Source organism: Bradyrhizobium sp. I71 (assembly GCF_022354745.1).
Taxonomy (GTDB): Bacteria; Pseudomonadota; Alphaproteobacteria; order Rhizobiales; family Xanthobacteraceae; genus Bradyrhizobium; species Bradyrhizobium liaoningense.
Genome location: NZ_CP059398.1, coordinates 5131768 through 5146958, shown reverse-complemented (window position 1 = coordinate 5146958; position 15191 = coordinate 5131768). Strand labels below are relative to the sequence as shown.

The following is a 15191-nucleotide window of genomic DNA, read 5'->3' as shown; positions in this document are numbered from 1 at the left end:
GGCCGACGACCCCGCGTCTCAGCCCGCCGCCGCTCGCCGGTAGCCGCTCGACCTGCCGCGAGCAGCAGGTTTGCGACGCCTTCCAGCGATGCCAGTGGAAAGTTATGTGCAAAAATGATCGCTAAAGCATGATCTGGCAAGTGCGAATTGGGTTTCCGGAAGGATCATGCGCAAACGACAACAAGAGCAGCGACCACTTGGCGCGTAGCGGCTCGGTCAATCGACCTGCCAGGGACGCAGTTCCGGCATGGTGAGGCCGGGAATATCGACCTCGACGCCAGCCCGGCGCAGATCATTGCCCAACTGCCTTTTGTATTTGGGGCTGACATTGGCCAGCGCGGCCAACAACGTGTCGTGAATGGGCCAGCCGGCTCCCATCAGATTCGCTGCTGAGACGCCGATAAAGCCCGAATTGACGAGCGCGGCAAACTCCTTCACCACACTATCCTGCAGCGCCGGCGGCAACAAGGGATAGACGATCAAGGCATATTTGTTGCGGCGGAGCCCGATCCAGCCTTCATACGGACCCAGGTCGTAGGATTTCGACAAGTAGCCGACCAGTTCGTCGCTGAAGCCGTGCTGCATTCCTTCCAGCCAGAACAACGCGAACCAAAGAAACGGATCGCTCGGCGCGCAGCTCAGCGATTTTCTGATCATGGCATTCGCAGCGCCAGCTGATTGTCTGACCTGCTCGGGATCGGAGTTGTCGACTGCGATCTGGACCATTCGCCCCCGAATGATCGCAGCATTGTGCATCGCCTTCGGGAAGCAGCGATCCGCCTTCGCAATCGCGTCGAGCAACGGCAGAGTGTCCTCGAGCAACTCGACCGACAGATCGTCGCCCCTGACGATACGCGACGCAACCCCGTCGAGTGATGCGTAGGTCCAGAAGCGAGGACCAAATTCACCGGCCCACAGCAGGGCAATGACGCCGATCCCCCAGAGTGGGAGCAGCGCCAGCCAGCTAAGGAGCATTCTCATCGAGGATCAGTCAACGTATCCGTAGCGGTGGTAGTAGTTCTTGTAGTAGTAGTTGCCCCGGTAGGAATCGTAACGATTTAGGACACTCACATCGGCCTTGTTCAGAACCGTACCGATGATCTGGTCGTGCAGCATCGGCGCGTCTTTAAGTGAATTGACGATCGCATCGCGGTCCGTACGTCCCCACTCAATAACAAGCACATAGGCATCGATTAGCCGCGAGGTCGAGCGAACGTCAATCACCGGCGTCAAGGGCGACAGGTCGACGACAATCCAGTCAAACTTCTCGCGCAGCGCTCCTATGGTCTTGGCCATCGCGGAAGAGGCCAGAAACTCGGACGATTGGGCGACCCGCGACGGAACGACGGTCGGTAGGAAGCAGAGCTGGGTCTCTGCATCCTTGAGAATCGCGGCATCAAGGTCGACCTTGCCTAATACCACGTCGAGCAAGCCCTGTGTCGCCGTGGGAGCGAGCGACCGGGTCAGTGATGGATTGCGAATGTCGGCGTCGACCAGCACAACCTTGTTGCCGGCGAGCGCCAGTATCTGCGCGAAGGAGGCGCTGATCGTCGTTTTACCCTCGTTGGGCAAAGCCGAGGTGAAGCCGATTACCCTGGACTTGTGATCCATGAAGGCGATGTCGGCCGCGACCTTGATTGATCGCACCGCTTCCGTGAAACGGGAGAATGGAGAATCCTGAACGAAGCGCATCACGTCGTCGACGACCGTGAGGGCACCCGACGCTACGGGCGCGTTTGGTGGAGATATCGCAGTAAGGCCACCAGCCTCGCCCCGCGCGTAACGCTCCTTTCCGACACCGAGCAGCCAGCGGGAGGCCCGCATAATGCGCCCGACAAGGGCCGCCCTGTTCCCTGGCCCATCGTCGCCACCAATCCTCGGCGTCACCGCAAGGCAGCTCACGCCAAGCAGGGCTTCGGCATCATCGCGGGTGCGGACGACCTGATCGAGCGCATCCCGGGTCCAGCCCACGGCGAAGCCGAGCAGAGAGCCGCCAACGATGGCCGCCAGGATGACCAGCATCGTCTTAGGTTCGCTGGGCCTCAGCGGCGGCGACGCTTCCGTGATCAGCCGCGCATCCGTCATCGGGAATGATTGCTGCTGGACGGACAGCATGTAGAGCTGGAGGAAGTTGTCCGCCAGCGCCCGGGCGCTCTGCGCATTGCTGTCGAGGTCGCGCAACACGATTTGTGCCTGGCTCGTATCGTTCGACTGGTCGATGGTCGATTTGAGGCTCGCCTGCACCGACGCTTCGCGGGCGCGCGCGATCTCCAAGTCGCTCTTGTACGACTCGCCGATCCTACGGAGCTCGTCAGTAATCGACTTCCGGATCTCCCGCATCTGGTTGCGGATATTGATCACCGCCAAATGCTGAGGCCCGTAACGCTTGGACCAGTCCGCCTCGCGGGCCGCGAGGTCGAGATATTGCTGCCGCAACCGCGTGATGACGTCGTTGCGCAACGAATCAGTGACGGTCGCAATGTCCTTGAACAGATCGTTCACGTCCTTGTCTTCGTCGTTGAGGATCGACGACAACCGGTCATAGCGCGCCTGCGCTTCTGCCGTCTGCGCTCGCGCGATCGTCAGAGCACTGTTCGTTTCGGCGAGTTGCTGTTCGGTGAGCAGTCGGCCGCCGGTGTCGACGATGTTGTTCTTGGCTTTGTAGTCCGCGACCGCGCGGTCGGCGGCAGACGCCTGGGCGCGTAGCTCCTTCAGGCGGTCCTGGAGCCAGCTCGCCGCCCGCTTCGACGCCTGATACTTCGCCTCGAGCGCATCAACGAAATAGGCTTCGGCGATCGCATTGGCGATGTGGGCCGATAGCTGAGGATCCCGCGATTTGTAGGAAACTTCGATCACGTAGCTCAGCGCCTTGCGCTTGACGGAAAGGTTTCTCTGGAGCTGCATCAGAACGATGCGCGTCAGGGACTGCTCGGAGGGCGGGCTGCTTTCGAAAAACAGACCCAAGACTGATCCCAGCCAGCTCTTCTCGTTGCTGATGAATTCCGGATTGTGGATCAGATCGAGATCCTTGATGACCGCGAGCCCGACCTTCTCCGATTTCAGAATTTCGACTTGGCTGTCGACGGTCGCCGAATCCAGCGGCGTGTCCACCCCGAGCGGCGACGACGAGGACTGCTGGTTCAAGGCTTGGGTCTTGCGACTGTCGATGATCAGTGCCGCCGTGCTGGCGTACTTCTTTTCCGCCGTCATGCAGTAGGCGATGGCGAGGCCGACACACACGATGACAGTCAGCACGATGAATGGCAGCTGCCGACGGATCAGTGCTCTGAGGGCCAGCAGCGAATCCTGCGACGTTGCCGAGTCCCGTTGCGGCTGCTCCGGCGCAGTCGGGGAAGATCGAAGCGCTTTGGGGTCAAACTGAAGCATGAAGCGTCCTATTTATAGGCCCAACACCAACAAGCCGACCTTCGCCGGCCTATCGTTCGAGGTGCTTCGAGAGATCGATCAGGCGGCTATTGGCTCACGCTGCTCGATGCAGTTGTCGTGGACGACGCGGCGCTGATCCCCGAAACGCCGCCGCTGAAATAGCTCGTCCCGGTAGTCGGGGTCCCGCTGGACGAGAAGGGCGTGGCAGTGCCACCATTGGACCCAACCGTCGTCGGGTTGGTCGAGCCTCCCACGCCGCCTGAAGAAACACCGCCGCCGGCACCGCCAGCCGCAACGGATCCGATCGGCTTCCCGGTGGCCAGCGCGAAATTGGTCTGGGCAGGCGTCGAGGTCGCCTTGGCCAGCGCTTCTGCGATATCGGCTGCAAACTTCGGATCCGGAACGTTGCAATCATTGGCAGCACTGCCGAGGCCCGTACCTATCGCGCCCTGCTGCGCAACGTTGGCCGTCTTGAGGAGCTCGATGACCGCAGGCAGCGTGCGTGGATCCGAGGCGACTAGGTTCTCGATGATCCTGGTGAAGCTGTCGCCGGCCGCCTTCGGATTTGGATTCGCGTTCGCCGGATCGTTTAACATCGCGGCGGGATTATTCAGGAAATCGGAAATCGCCTGCGGAGACATCTGCTTGTCGGGCGACAGACAGGCAGCCATTGCGCCCTGGCTGATCAAGACCGTCGCTGCAACGGCCGCAAGAAAAGTACGTCCAAACTTCAACGCCCCCAGCTTACCCATAGCTCCGCACTCCTCTAATTTCCTTAATTTATACCATAGCTTTCAGGGCAATATAGCACATTTTGCGATGCAATATGGCCAGCCCTGGGGCGATTTGTTGCCAATTGCTTAATTCAGCAGAATTCACGCATTCTCTGAAATCACGCGTCCGTTAGCTAGGCATTCGCTAGGTGCGTCCGATCCCTTTTTAGGCCGCGACCGGATCGATTGTGACAGCCCCGTCCCCATGATCGCAAAGACGACGATCGAGAATGCCGGAATCTGAAGAGGAAAATCGACCATGGTATGCAGGGTAGTGGCGACCAGCACGCCAAGGGCAACCGCCGGACCGCCCTTTCGCCTCCGGCGTGTCAGGATACCTCGAACCAGCAACACGAACATCGCGAACCAGCCGAGAGCGAGCAAGACCCCGAGCGGAAGCCCCAGCTCGGAAGTCAGTTCGAGATACGTATTATGCGCGCGATCCCATACGCCCCAGCTCGAGATTGATGGACTCCGATAGGCCGGAAACACCCATGGAAAAGAGCCAAGGCCCGTGCCGAGCCAGGGGGAACCTTCGATGATCCGCCAGGTCGATCGGTAGGCCTGCCAGCGCCCCTCGTCCGACACGCCTTCGATACTCACCCGCTCGGCAACCCCACCACCGAGGAACTGCATCAGGACGCCCGCAGCGACTGCGGCCGCAGCTCCGGCAAAGACGACTGAGCGGCGGGAGGCAAAGGATCGATAGAAGAATCCCAGAAACGCAACGATCAGGCCGACGACCGACGCCAACGATCCTGCCCTCGATCGCGTCATGAACATGGCGACGATACAGATTAGCACCGCGATCGTCGGCGGCAGCAATTCGCTGGACAAGACCGCGCGCCAGTCTCGCAGATTCACCCTGCCGGGTTTCCTTCGCCGGACGCTCTCCAACAGAAAGACCAACCAGACCACTGCACAGCATCCGAAATAGATCGCTGCCGTATTGCGGTTGTAGAAGGTTGCGGTGAGCTCGCCGCGATAGGCAATCTTGTCGTAACCCAGGATCTTGGACGGGTCGATCAGATAGGAAACGATCCCAAAAATCGCATAAAGAAGCCCGCTCAAGGCGAAAGCGACTGCGATCGACCGCGCGTAAGTCTCCCTCGCACCGAGCACGAACGCACAGGACAAGGCCAAAACCGCGAGCAGGAATGGCCCCTGGGACAGGAGCGGCTGACACCTCAGCGCGGACGGGATCGGATCCAGGGCCGTCGAAAGGAGATTGGCCGTGTCCGCCCAGATCGGATTAACCAACCGGTCGGTCGCGGGGGATGGCCAGACCTGCAATAGCAGCACCATCACCCAGCAAGCGCAAAAGGCCCAGAGAGAGAGAAGGACGACGGCTCGCCTCGGCGCCAGCCGCTGGAAGGAGGCGAGCACGCCGGCTGTGCCGAGTACAGCGACCCACACCACGATGGCCGGTGACCCCACCGAGCCGAACGGCATTGGTGAGACGACTATCGCGATACAGAGCAAAGCTAGGGAGGCAAGACCCGACCCGCGGCGAAGGGTTCTCGCGAAGTCCTTCACTGCCGTGAGTTGATTCTCAGGATCTGCACGTTGTTCGCCGCGACGGTTGTGTCATTGGCGGTCGCGATGACCAGGCGCACATATTGGAGCCACTTGGCGGAATCCACCGTCGCCGCATTCGCAGCGAATAGAACATCCTTATCCCGCATCTCGAATTTGGTCGTCAAGAAGAACCCAGCGGGATCACGCAAGTCTACATTGTAGACGACTGGTACCAACGGGCCGACGAACTTGGAGCAATCAACACCAAGGCGTTCCGCCAGCTCCCGCGGCTCGCGGCGGTAGACATAGACGCCTGCAGGTTCGGCCTGCGCATCTAGCAGACCACCCGCCTTGGCGAGAGCCTGGCTCATGTTGATCTTCCACATATCGAAGGTGAACTGGCCCTGCTGGCCCTGGGCACCGAACGCTAGGAACACCTGCGGCTCACGGTAGACATAGATCGTGTCGCCCGGGTGAACCCAGACGTTGTTGGCGGGTTGATAGACCAGCGCCCCAAACGGCACCGTGGCCCGCTTGCCGCGCCGCTCGAGCGTCACCCAGGTCTCGTAGCCTTGGCCCTTCGGGCCGCCGGCGCGCGCGATCACGTCCAGAACATGTTCGCCGGCAGCATTGGCCTGTAAGCGCTGCGGCGTATTGACTTCGCCAAGGACGCTGATCAGCGACGTGTTCTGCGTGATCAGGGCGACGACGACCTGCGGCTCGATGGCGCGGTTGCCGATGGCGCGAACAATGTCCTGCTGGATTTCGCCCGGCGTGCGCCCCGCAGCCCTCACGGCGCCTGCATAAGGAACGGTGATATTACCCGCGGAATCGACATTCTGGTTCGGCAGCTGGACGAAATTGCCAGGACGGACGCCCGCTTCCGCAGGAATGAACAGACCGCCCGCTGCAGCTTCGAAAATGGTAACGGAAACGACGTCGCCGATGCCGAACTTGATCGATGCCGGAGGACGATTATCAGGGAATGAACCTGCCAGTGCGCCCGGCCCATATTCCTTAAGGATATCAACGACGGAAGCTGTGAGCTTCACCAGTCCATAGTCCGGTCCAGCCCTGGTGACTTCACTCTTGATCACATGATCTTCCGGGCCGGAACTCGGCATGAGCGAGCACCCCGTTGTACCCAGCATGGCGATCAGAGCCAGTGCCCCTCGGAAAGCGCCCCTCTTCAAAACTAATCCCCATTCACAATAAACGCCTCCGACGATTGGTTTAAATGTCTAATGGAGTCAACGCCATTTGGATGACAGCAAGTAAGTAAGCTGCACTTGTTGCGCCGCAGCTACAGAACACCAAATTCGAAGTTATGAGCCTGACCCACGATCAACTAATACGCGTTGCGTGGGCGCACCAATTCCAGGCACGTGAAGATCAAGATCTTCACGTCCAGGGTGAGGCTCCAGTTGTTGATGTACCAAAGATCACAGTCCACCCGTCCCTTCATCTGCTCCACGCGGGCCGTTTCGCCGCGGAATCCGTTGACCTGGGCCCAGCCCGTGATGCCCGGTTTGACGTGGTGCCGGAATGCATAGGCGGAGAGCAAGTCGCCATAATGGTCGTCATGGGCGAGCGCGTGCGGCCGGGGCCCAACCAGGGACATGTCGCCGAAAAGGACATTGAGCAGCTGCGGCACCTCGTCGATGCTGGACTGCCGCAGAATCCGTCCGACCCTGGTTACGCGTGGGTCGAACCGTTTGGCCTGCACCACCGTCGCGCCGTCCTCCATCACGCTCATCGTCCGGAACTTGAAGATGGAGAACTGCTTGGCGTTGAACCCGTTGCGCCGCTGCCGGAAGAAGACCGGCCCAGGCGAGTCCAGCTTGATCGCGATCGCGCTCAGCACCATGAGCGGCGCCAGGATGACGAGGCCGAGGGCGGCCCCCATGATGTCGACCAAGCGCTTCGACAGTTGCTCGGCACGGGACAGCGGCCCGCGTTGGATTTCGATCGACAACGACCTGCGAAGTCGGAAGGAGGGATTCTCGGCGAGCGAACGAATTCGGCTGTCGGGAAGGAGCTGGACCGAAAGCGGAGAGATCCTTAGCCGGTCCCGTACCAGCTCAAGCTTGCGGGTGTCATTCCAGGGAAAGGCCAGCACGATCTCGTCGGCGCTGCATTCGCGCGCAATCGCCAGCGCGCGCTCGAGCGACGAGGATTCATCATCGCTCATCGAGAACCGGCTGTTGTTACCCGGGAACAGAACACGATCGACTTCCGTGAAGCCAAAGCGCTCAAGGAGCTCGTCGACGCCGAGGGTTGCGAGCTCATTGCGCGTCCCAAGGACGATCGCGCGGCGCCCCTGCGCCTGCCCTTCGGTCACAGCCGAGGCAACCAGGCGCTTGGCAATCCGCCGCGACAGCAGCAGCAGGAACAGCGCCAGCAGGCCGAAGCAGATGATCGATCCGCGGGAGAAGAGCGCGCCGCTCTTCATCAAGAAGGCGAACAAGGCCAGCAGGAGGCTGACCAGCGACCATTGGGCAAAGATGCGCCCGGCATCCTTCCGCTTCGAGAAGGCGGCACGCAAATCGTAGAAGCCGCTTGACTGGCCGATCAGCACGTAAAGCAATGCAGCGATCAAGCCCGCACCGAGCAATTGATCGACGTTGCGGAAATCGCCCATCACCACGACCTGATAGAGTCCGCCGCCGACGAGGCTTGCGGAGATGATCAGACACGCATCGACGAAGGCGAGCGCGTTCTGGAGCGCAAAATAGGGAATCTTGAGCTTGTGCGCCGCAGAACCAATCTGGGCGTTATGATCGACCGTATGCAGACGGCCAGCCTCCTCGGCGGCGGGTTCGGAGGAATTCTTGTCGAACGGCGACTTCGGTTCCAGGTTGGTCGAACTTTGAGCAATCAAGATCGCCTCCCGCTACGAACAGGTAACTGTATTTTTAGCTTCAAAAATCACAGATTTTGTTGCAATGCAATAAATTTGCGCGATGCAGCGCATCAAAACTTTATGATAAATTACTGCCAACAATTTAGTCGTAGCGTCAAGCCGGTCCTTGTGAACAGACACCAACATCCTTCCTCGATCTCGAACATGCATTTCAGCATCTTAGGCGTGCTGGCATTCGCGGCACTGATCACCCTGTCCGTTGGGCTGGCCCACGCGCAGCGGTTGCAGAACTGCCGTCCCGGCGCCAGCGCCGGACAGATTGAAAGCTGCGACGAGGAGGCATCGAGGCTCGCCAACGCCAGAACCCAAACCACCATTCTCGGCGACGGGTGGCGATTGGTCAAAACGCGCGACACCGGCAGCAACGCCGAAATCGTCTCGGTCATGCACGTCGCCGACATCGCCAAATCGGACATCAATTTGGCCGGATTAAGTCTCCGCTGCACCCAGGACGGACTTCAAGCCGTGCTGATCTTGCTGGAGCCGCTACCGCGCTCCAGTCATCGCTCCGTCGTCGTGAAAGCAGATACGAAGACGTTCGAAGTCCAGGCGGCCGTTGTTCAGGGCGGCGAGGCTCTGTTGCTGCCGGGCCTTGAATCCAGGCTGACGAACGGCGCCTGGCAAACAGCGGCCGAACTGTCGATCGAGATTGCAGCACCCGGCTCGATCCGCGGCGTTGTGCCGATCCGCGGCCTCGCCGCCGCCCTGCGTTCGCTGCCTTCCAACTGCTTAACCAAGTAGAGAAGTCGTGACGTCCCGGCTGCTCATTTCACAGTTTCTTAGGGAACCGGGTGAAATGGTGGCGCTGGAGATGCAGCATGATGTCGGCCGCCATATTTTCGTTTCTCGTGGGTGCCGTCCTGGCGTGGGCATTCCGCGTCTGGATTCTGCTGCCGCTGTCGATACTGGCCTTCCTGCTGGGATTCGGTTTCGGCATTGCTTCGGACGCAACGGTCCTAGAAGCCAGCGGGTACGGACTGCTGGTCGGAATGACGCCGCAATTCGGCTACGCGTTCGGTCTTCTTGCGCGATCGACGCTGACAGGTTTGCGGGCGCCGCTGCGACCGAATTCCTCACGCCCAGCCTCCGTCGCGGCGCTCTACAAGAAGAGCGCGATGAAGCGGCCTCACTGACGGGCGCTAATACGACTGACAAGCGCAGGCGAGCGGTAGGTTTGGCGTCGTGCCTCGGATATGCAATAGTCGAAGACCATTGCGTCAGATGTGACGTTTCAAACCGTCGCATCGCTAGCCGAAGCCTTTGAACTTGCTGATCGCCTTCCGCCTCCTGATCGTATTCATCGCCACTATTCCCGCATTTGCAGCCGTCAACGACGCGCTAGCACGAGGAGGAATCGCACAGATTGCAGCGGTCCTCGTGACCCTGTCCGCGGCGACCGTTCCGCTCGGCGACCTCTCCATCGTTTGGCCGCTCCTGCGCCGCGTTTCACTCGCAATCGCTTTTCCCATCGCCTGGATGGTGCTCCAGATCGTGCCGCTGCCGTTCACCTCGCTGGTGAACCCGATCTGGTCAATCACAACGGCCGCGATGGGCGAGGCTTCGAGATGGGGCCATGTCAGTGTCGATCCCGGCGCCACGTTGCGAAGCCTAGTCTTCTATTTGGCAATGCTGGCGCTGATGATCTCGACGGCATTCATCGCAAGGGATCGCAAACGGGCAGAGACAGCCTTCTTTGTCGTGACCACTGTCCTGACGATCTTGTCCGCCGAAGTTCTGATCGGTCAGGCCAAGTCCTTTGCGGGAATGATTCCGCCCGTCGGCAGCGCGGCGTCAGAATTGTTCATCGCGACGAGTGCGCTGGCAATGCTTTGTAACTGTGCAGTCGCCATCATGGCCGTCGAACGACATCTGAGCCGGAAGGAGGCCGACAACTCCTCGCCCGGCGCCCTGGCGATCCGGCTCGGTCCGGCTCTGATCGGGATCATCATCGCGGGTGCGGCCGCCCGGATCCTTGCGCCGAATTTCGCGATTGCCGCCCTCGTCCTGGGGCTCTCCGCGCTGTTCTTCGTCGCGGCCTTCCGTCGTCTCGGCCTTCAGCCGTCGGCTGCCACGATCGTGTTTCTGATCGTCGCCGGAATCGCCGTTGCGATCGTCTTTCCACATTTACAGGGCAACACCGCCGACGGGATCGCCGGATTTGCGAGCTCTTCGAATGCCGAAGCGCTTTCGGCTACGACGCGAATCCTATCTGCGACGCCCTGGCTGGGCAACGGGGTCGGGACTTTCCGCACTTTAATGCCGGCCTATGGCGATTTTGGCAGCGTGCCGCAGGGGGCTCCGACGACGGCCCTGTCGGTCGCGATCGAATGGGGGTGGCCGGCATTGGCTGTCCTGGTGGCGCTGGCCCTCCATCTCTTCGTTTTCTTGTTTCGCGGCGCGTTACGGAGGGGCCGGGATTGGCACTTCGCCTCGACGGCCGCGGCCAGCATCCTTGTGATGCTCGCCGAAGCTTTCTGTGACACGAGCCTGCTTTCGCCTGCGGTTCAGGTCATCGCCGCAGTGATCGTCGGAATCGGCCTCTCTCAGAGCGTAGGCCGAACCAGCAAGCTGAAATAGCGCTCCTTATACGCCACGACCTGCGATCGTCGCCCAGAGACGGTGATGGCTCGGCGTCTGGATCCGGACCCAGCGATAGGGCGCGCGCGACCACGGGCGGATCTGCGGCGTCAGGTTGTCGAGCACGAAATCGCCACCATTGGTTCGGACCACTAGAACCAGATGATGCTCGCCGGAATTGACGACCACCTCGCTGAGCAGAAGGGCACGCGCCGGCCAGCCACGCCTGAGAAGCTCGTGCCGCTTGCTGACGGCGTAGTCGTTGCAATCGCCGCGATCGGGATTGATCAGCCATTTCTCGGCGGCGAGGCCGAGCTCATTGTGCTCGGGAATGATCTCGCGGTTGACGCTCTGGTTGACCTGCTTCAGCTCGGCCCAACGCTCTTCCGTCAGTTTGACCGGTCCGCCACGAAACATCGGCCGCTTGCGGCACTCGACCTCATATCGGACGCAGAACTGTAGGAAGGCAAAGGGCGGCATCGTCGGCGTCTCGAACTTGATGCGCTGTAGAGCAGCCTGCAGGCCCATCGGCATGCCCAGCAGCCCGGCTTGAGCCCCCTTCAATCCCATCGACATCGCCACGAGCGCCGTGGCAGCCAGTACAGTAAGCTTACGCATGTGCCGCATCCCCAATTTGCTTTGCTGGGGACGCTAGACGTAAAGTTTTGAAATTCCGGGTAGATTTGCCCGTCAATTAGGATCAAATGCGCCGAATGGCGTACCACAATTGTTTACTCATGTGGGTATGGTCAGACTAGTCGAATCAAGCTCCTGCGCGGGTAGCCAGAGTCCCTCCAGATGTTCAAATGGCCACGTTCGAAGATGCCGCGGCGGAAGCCGAGACTGCCGGAGGGGATTCGCGTCTACGCCATCAGCGACATCCACGGATGCGCCGACCTGCTTCAGCAAATGTTCACCGTAATCGACAAGGATCTGACGACCATCGGATCGAGACGTCCGATCCACGTGTTTCTCGGCGACTACATCGACCGCGGTTCGGACTCCCGCCGGACCATCGAATTGCTGATCGAGCGCGGTCGCAAGCATGAATCGGTATTTCTCAAGGGTAACCACGAGGCCTTTCTCGCCGACGTGCTGAAAGACCCCTCACAGCTCGACCAATGGAAGCAGTTCGGCGGCCTCCAGACGCTGACCTCCTACGGCCTGAGACCCTCGCTCAACCCGGATGCGGCCGAGCAGACTGCACTGGTGCAGCAACTCGCGATGAAGATACCGCCGCGCCAGCACCGCTTCTTCGAGAGCCTGCGGCTGCGCTTTATATGCGGCGATTTCTTCTTCGTCCACGCCGGCGTCAAGCCCGGCGTGCCGCTGGCGCAGCAGCAAGAGCAAGACCTGCTCTGGATCCGTGAGGAGTTTCTTCAGAGCGAGAGACAGTTTGGCAAATACATCGTGCACGGCCACACGCCGGTCCAGGAGCCGGATATCCGCCCCAACCGGGTGAACATCGACACCGGCGCCTACGCCACAGGCAATTTGACCTTGCTGACTATCCAGGGCGATAGTCTCCTGGCCCTGTGACGAGAGCCCGGTCCAGATGAAATCTGTCATGAATGCTCGCATCTGCCTGGTTGCGCTTGGTCTGGCGTTAGGCAGCTATGGCCTCGCATCCGCTGCCGCGGAGTTGAGCGGCGCGCCGCGCCCGGCCTTCCCCACCGATCCCGCCAAGATGGTGGCCCCTGCCGGCGACGTGTCGGACTGGCTCGAAACCATTCCGCTGTTCAGGTCGGATCTGGCAAGTAACCACGCCCTGATAGCGGCGCTGCAAACGATCCAACGCGGCAAGCCGGGAGACGCTTCGTCCGCCGACAATTTGCATGCCCGTTCCCGCGTCAAGCAGGCGCTTTCCGCGACACCTTACGATGCCGACCTGTGGCTTGCCCTTGCCTTGCTCGAAAGCCGATACGACCCGAGAGGGCCGGGCGTGATCGAGGCGCTAAAAACGACATACTTTACGGCACCCAACGACGCGCGGCTGATGCCGGTGCGACTTGACACCGCGACCCTGTCCGACGCGCTGATCGATCCGGACCTTGCCGAGTTGGTGCGCGGCGACGTCCGGCTCATGCTCACACGACGGGTGGAAATGAAAGCTGCCGTTCTGCAAGCCTACCGGCGGGCTTCGAAGCAGGGTAAGGAATTTCTTGAGCAGGCGGTCAAGGCGATCGACCCGGCCTGGGCCACGACCTTGCGTCGGTAAGGCGGTTGGATCACGCGTGAGCGCCAGCTTGCCCGTTTACGCCAGACCGTCTAATGTTAGCACCGATTGGGGAAAATACAGCAATGCGATCCTTTCTTGGAATTCTTGCGTTAGCGTCGAGCTTGACTGTCTCCGCCGCGCCTTCCTTTGCCGCCGATTACGCTGTCCAGCCCGTTGCGGCGCGCCACGCGACCCGCGAGCCCTTCATTAATCGCGGCCCGAATCCCTATTGCGGTCCGCGCTGCGGCTGCCCAATCGTAGTTCACGTCCGGCATCGAACCCTGGAGCGCTATTATCCGTCCGGTTTCGATCCGCGCACCAAGAACGAAGATCCGAACTACGCCTATGGCCGGGTCAAGACCTACGTCCGCTTTGCGCATCCGGCCTTTCCCGATCGCGTTCTGGAATATTGAGCTGGTTGACTGACGCCAGCTCGCGGCGCTCCGGTGCGCCATGACGTTGGCCGAAGCGAACGCAACGGCCGCTAATTGTTTTTGGCGGGCGGCGTGAACTGCGGAAACCGGCTCAGCATCGCCGCCTTCAAGAACTTGAAGTGGGCGATCGAGGTCCCCAGCTCTTTGAGACGGCGCTGGCCGTTTAGGATCTCCTTGTCGAATAGATCCTGGTGATAACTATCGAGTGCTTCGCGCTCGAGATATTCGTCGTCACCATTGCCAAACGTCACCGCAGCCCGCGCTAACACATCCTCAACCCGGCGATGCAGGCCCGATTGCTCGCGCTCCGCGGCGTGCAAGGCCTCCTCTATCGCGGTCATGATCGCTCCGATGCGCGAGCGGTCCGTCTCGGCGTCACGCTCGGGCGAGCGAGCACGGAATTGCTGCTCTCCCGCACTGCGATCCTTTAGGAAGTTGTGGGTCCGAGCCCGCAAGAACAGCTGGAACATGTTCGCTTTCTGGTTGGAGGCGACGGACCCGAAAATGGGTCCGGGATGGTTAATAAAGCCTAAAGCCCACCCGACCTCTCCTTACGCCTTTTGCGCCATCCAAGCCTTCCAAGCCCCTTCGTGCTTGGAATAGAGCTCTTGCCAGCGCTCGCCAGCGAAGTGCCATAGACCGCTTCCGTCGCGGGTGACCTGGCTGTCCGGGAGATCCGCGGCCGGCTGCCGATCCAACCGTTCGAACTCGAACGTCTCTTCAAACGTCAAGCCAATGAGGACTCGCCGCCCGCCTTTATCGACGAAATAGCGACGAGGAGCATTATTTCTCAATTCAGTCATGGCGCGCTTCTTCCCAGATCCACGGCCCGTTCAACGCGCGGAGGCGCCGAGCATAGGTCCAAATGAAGAGCGGCATGCCAACAGCGGGTACGGCCAAAGCAACGAGCCAGATCATCAAGTGCAATCCTAACTCAACTGCGCACAGAGGCAATCATTGATCAGCAAAATCCGTGCGCAAGCTAGCTACCACCGTCCCGACGGACAATGGTAGCCGCGATTTAACCTAACCGGACATGGTTGCCTCGATTGTCGCAGAGACGTTTCACCCCAACTCACTTCATACACACGTCGGGCTAAGGCAAGCCATTACCCTCTGGTTGTATATCCTCAGAACGCCCGCCGCGTAGCCGGCCGGGGACCATAGGGCGCGTAGAGCTGTCTCATGAGCTTGCGCCGGCGAGACTGCCAAGCGCGTGCAGCGTAGCCAACTCCGAAACCGGCGGAGAAGATTAAGATCAGGATCAGGACTGGCGTCATTCGGAAGTCTTTCCATTTGCGGAGCGTTTCCTTCTCCCAGACGCAGCATTCTCATCGTGCAGTTGTGTCGACATGATGATG

At 60.5% G+C, this 15191-nt stretch carries 15 protein-coding genes; 6 read left to right on the top strand and 9 right to left on the bottom strand.

The genetic code is table 11. From position 1 onward, the window contains the following. Nucleotides 1–216: 216 nt before the first annotated feature. The 6 genes from FJV43_RS24790 to FJV43_RS24765 form a co-directional block, all read right to left on the bottom strand. Complete coding sequence (locus tag FJV43_RS24790; RefSeq protein ID WP_239621708.1) at nucleotides 217–981, bottom strand: hypothetical protein; 765 nt, start codon at nucleotides 979–981, stop codon at nucleotides 217–219. 6 nt (nucleotides 982–987) lie between these two features. Next, on the bottom strand, nucleotides 988–3387 hold the full coding sequence (locus tag FJV43_RS24785) for a polysaccharide biosynthesis tyrosine autokinase (protein ID WP_239621707.1): 2400 nt from the start codon (nucleotides 3385–3387) through the stop codon (nucleotides 988–990). Nucleotides 3388–3473: 86 nt separating this feature from the next. Then, complete coding sequence (locus tag FJV43_RS24780) at nucleotides 3474–4139, bottom strand: hypothetical protein (RefSeq protein ID WP_239621706.1); 666 nt, start codon at nucleotides 4137–4139, stop codon at nucleotides 3474–3476. A gap of 123 nt (nucleotides 4140–4262) precedes the next feature. Then, on the bottom strand, nucleotides 4263–5612 hold the full coding sequence (locus FJV43_RS24775; RefSeq protein WP_239621705.1) for an O-antigen ligase family protein: 1350 nt from the start codon (nucleotides 5610–5612) through the stop codon (nucleotides 4263–4265). Between the two features lie 80 nt (nucleotides 5613–5692). Next, nucleotides 5693–6802 (bottom strand): polysaccharide biosynthesis/export family protein, encoded by a 1110-nt coding sequence (locus FJV43_RS24770; protein ID WP_239621704.1) that lies wholly within the window; start codon nucleotides 6800–6802, stop codon nucleotides 5693–5695. 224 nt (nucleotides 6803–7026) lie between these two features. Beyond that, nucleotides 7027–8322: an undecaprenyl-phosphate glucose phosphotransferase gene (locus tag FJV43_RS24765; RefSeq protein WP_239621703.1), complete on the bottom strand. Its 1296-nt coding sequence runs from the start codon at nucleotides 8320–8322 to the stop codon at nucleotides 7027–7029. On the opposite strand from FJV43_RS24765, the gene FJV43_RS24760 reads away from it, so the two are divergent. From FJV43_RS24760 to FJV43_RS24750, 3 genes are all read left to right on the top strand, one after another. Further along, nucleotides 8293–9342 carry a hypothetical protein gene (locus tag FJV43_RS24760; protein WP_239621702.1) on the top strand — a complete coding sequence of 350 codons (1050 nt, stop codon included), beginning with the start codon at nucleotides 8293–8295 and terminating at the stop codon, nucleotides 9340–9342. The genes FJV43_RS24765 and FJV43_RS24760 overlap by 30 nt on opposite strands. A gap of 77 nt (nucleotides 9343–9419) precedes the next feature. Further along, the gene (locus tag FJV43_RS24755; RefSeq protein ID WP_239621701.1) at nucleotides 9420–9734 is read left to right on the top strand and encodes a hypothetical protein; all 315 of its coding nucleotides are present in this window, start codon (nucleotides 9420–9422) and stop codon (nucleotides 9732–9734) included. Between the two features lie 133 nt (nucleotides 9735–9867). Then, entirely contained in the window at nucleotides 9868–11178 is a 1311-nt protein-coding gene (locus FJV43_RS24750) for a hypothetical protein (RefSeq protein ID WP_239621700.1), read from the top strand. 6 nt (nucleotides 11179–11184) lie between these two features. On the opposite strand, the gene FJV43_RS24745 is transcribed toward FJV43_RS24750, so the two are convergent. Then, nucleotides 11185–11796, bottom strand: coding sequence for a transglutaminase-like cysteine peptidase (locus FJV43_RS24745; RefSeq protein WP_239621699.1), 612 nt, complete (start codon nucleotides 11794–11796; stop codon nucleotides 11185–11187). A 180-nt stretch (nucleotides 11797–11976) separates the two neighbouring features. On the opposite strand from FJV43_RS24745, the gene FJV43_RS24740 reads away from it, so the two are divergent. From FJV43_RS24740 to FJV43_RS24730, 3 genes are all read left to right on the top strand, one after another. Further along, nucleotides 11977–12717, top strand: coding sequence for a metallophosphoesterase family protein (locus FJV43_RS24740; protein ID WP_239621698.1), 741 nt, complete (start codon nucleotides 11977–11979; stop codon nucleotides 12715–12717). Between the two features lie 16 nt (nucleotides 12718–12733). Then, nucleotides 12734–13396 carry a hypothetical protein gene (locus FJV43_RS24735; RefSeq protein WP_239621697.1) on the top strand — a complete coding sequence of 221 codons (663 nt, stop codon included), beginning with the start codon at nucleotides 12734–12736 and terminating at the stop codon, nucleotides 13394–13396. Nucleotides 13397–13479: 83 nt separating this feature from the next. Next, the gene (locus FJV43_RS24730; protein WP_239621696.1) at nucleotides 13480–13809 is read left to right on the top strand and encodes a hypothetical protein; all 330 of its coding nucleotides are present in this window, start codon (nucleotides 13480–13482) and stop codon (nucleotides 13807–13809) included. Between the two features lie 71 nt (nucleotides 13810–13880). Here the strand turns inward: FJV43_RS24730 and FJV43_RS24725 are convergent, their stop codons facing one another. Both FJV43_RS24725 and FJV43_RS24720 read right to left on the bottom strand, forming a co-directional pair. Then, nucleotides 13881–14300, bottom strand: a complete 420-nt coding sequence (locus FJV43_RS24725) for a hypothetical protein (protein ID WP_239621695.1) — start codon at nucleotides 14298–14300, stop codon at nucleotides 13881–13883. An 81-nt stretch (nucleotides 14301–14381) separates the two neighbouring features. Then, complete coding sequence (locus tag FJV43_RS24720; RefSeq protein WP_239621694.1) at nucleotides 14382–14633, bottom strand: hypothetical protein; 252 nt, start codon at nucleotides 14631–14633, stop codon at nucleotides 14382–14384. Nucleotides 14634–15191: the final 558 nt, after the last annotated feature.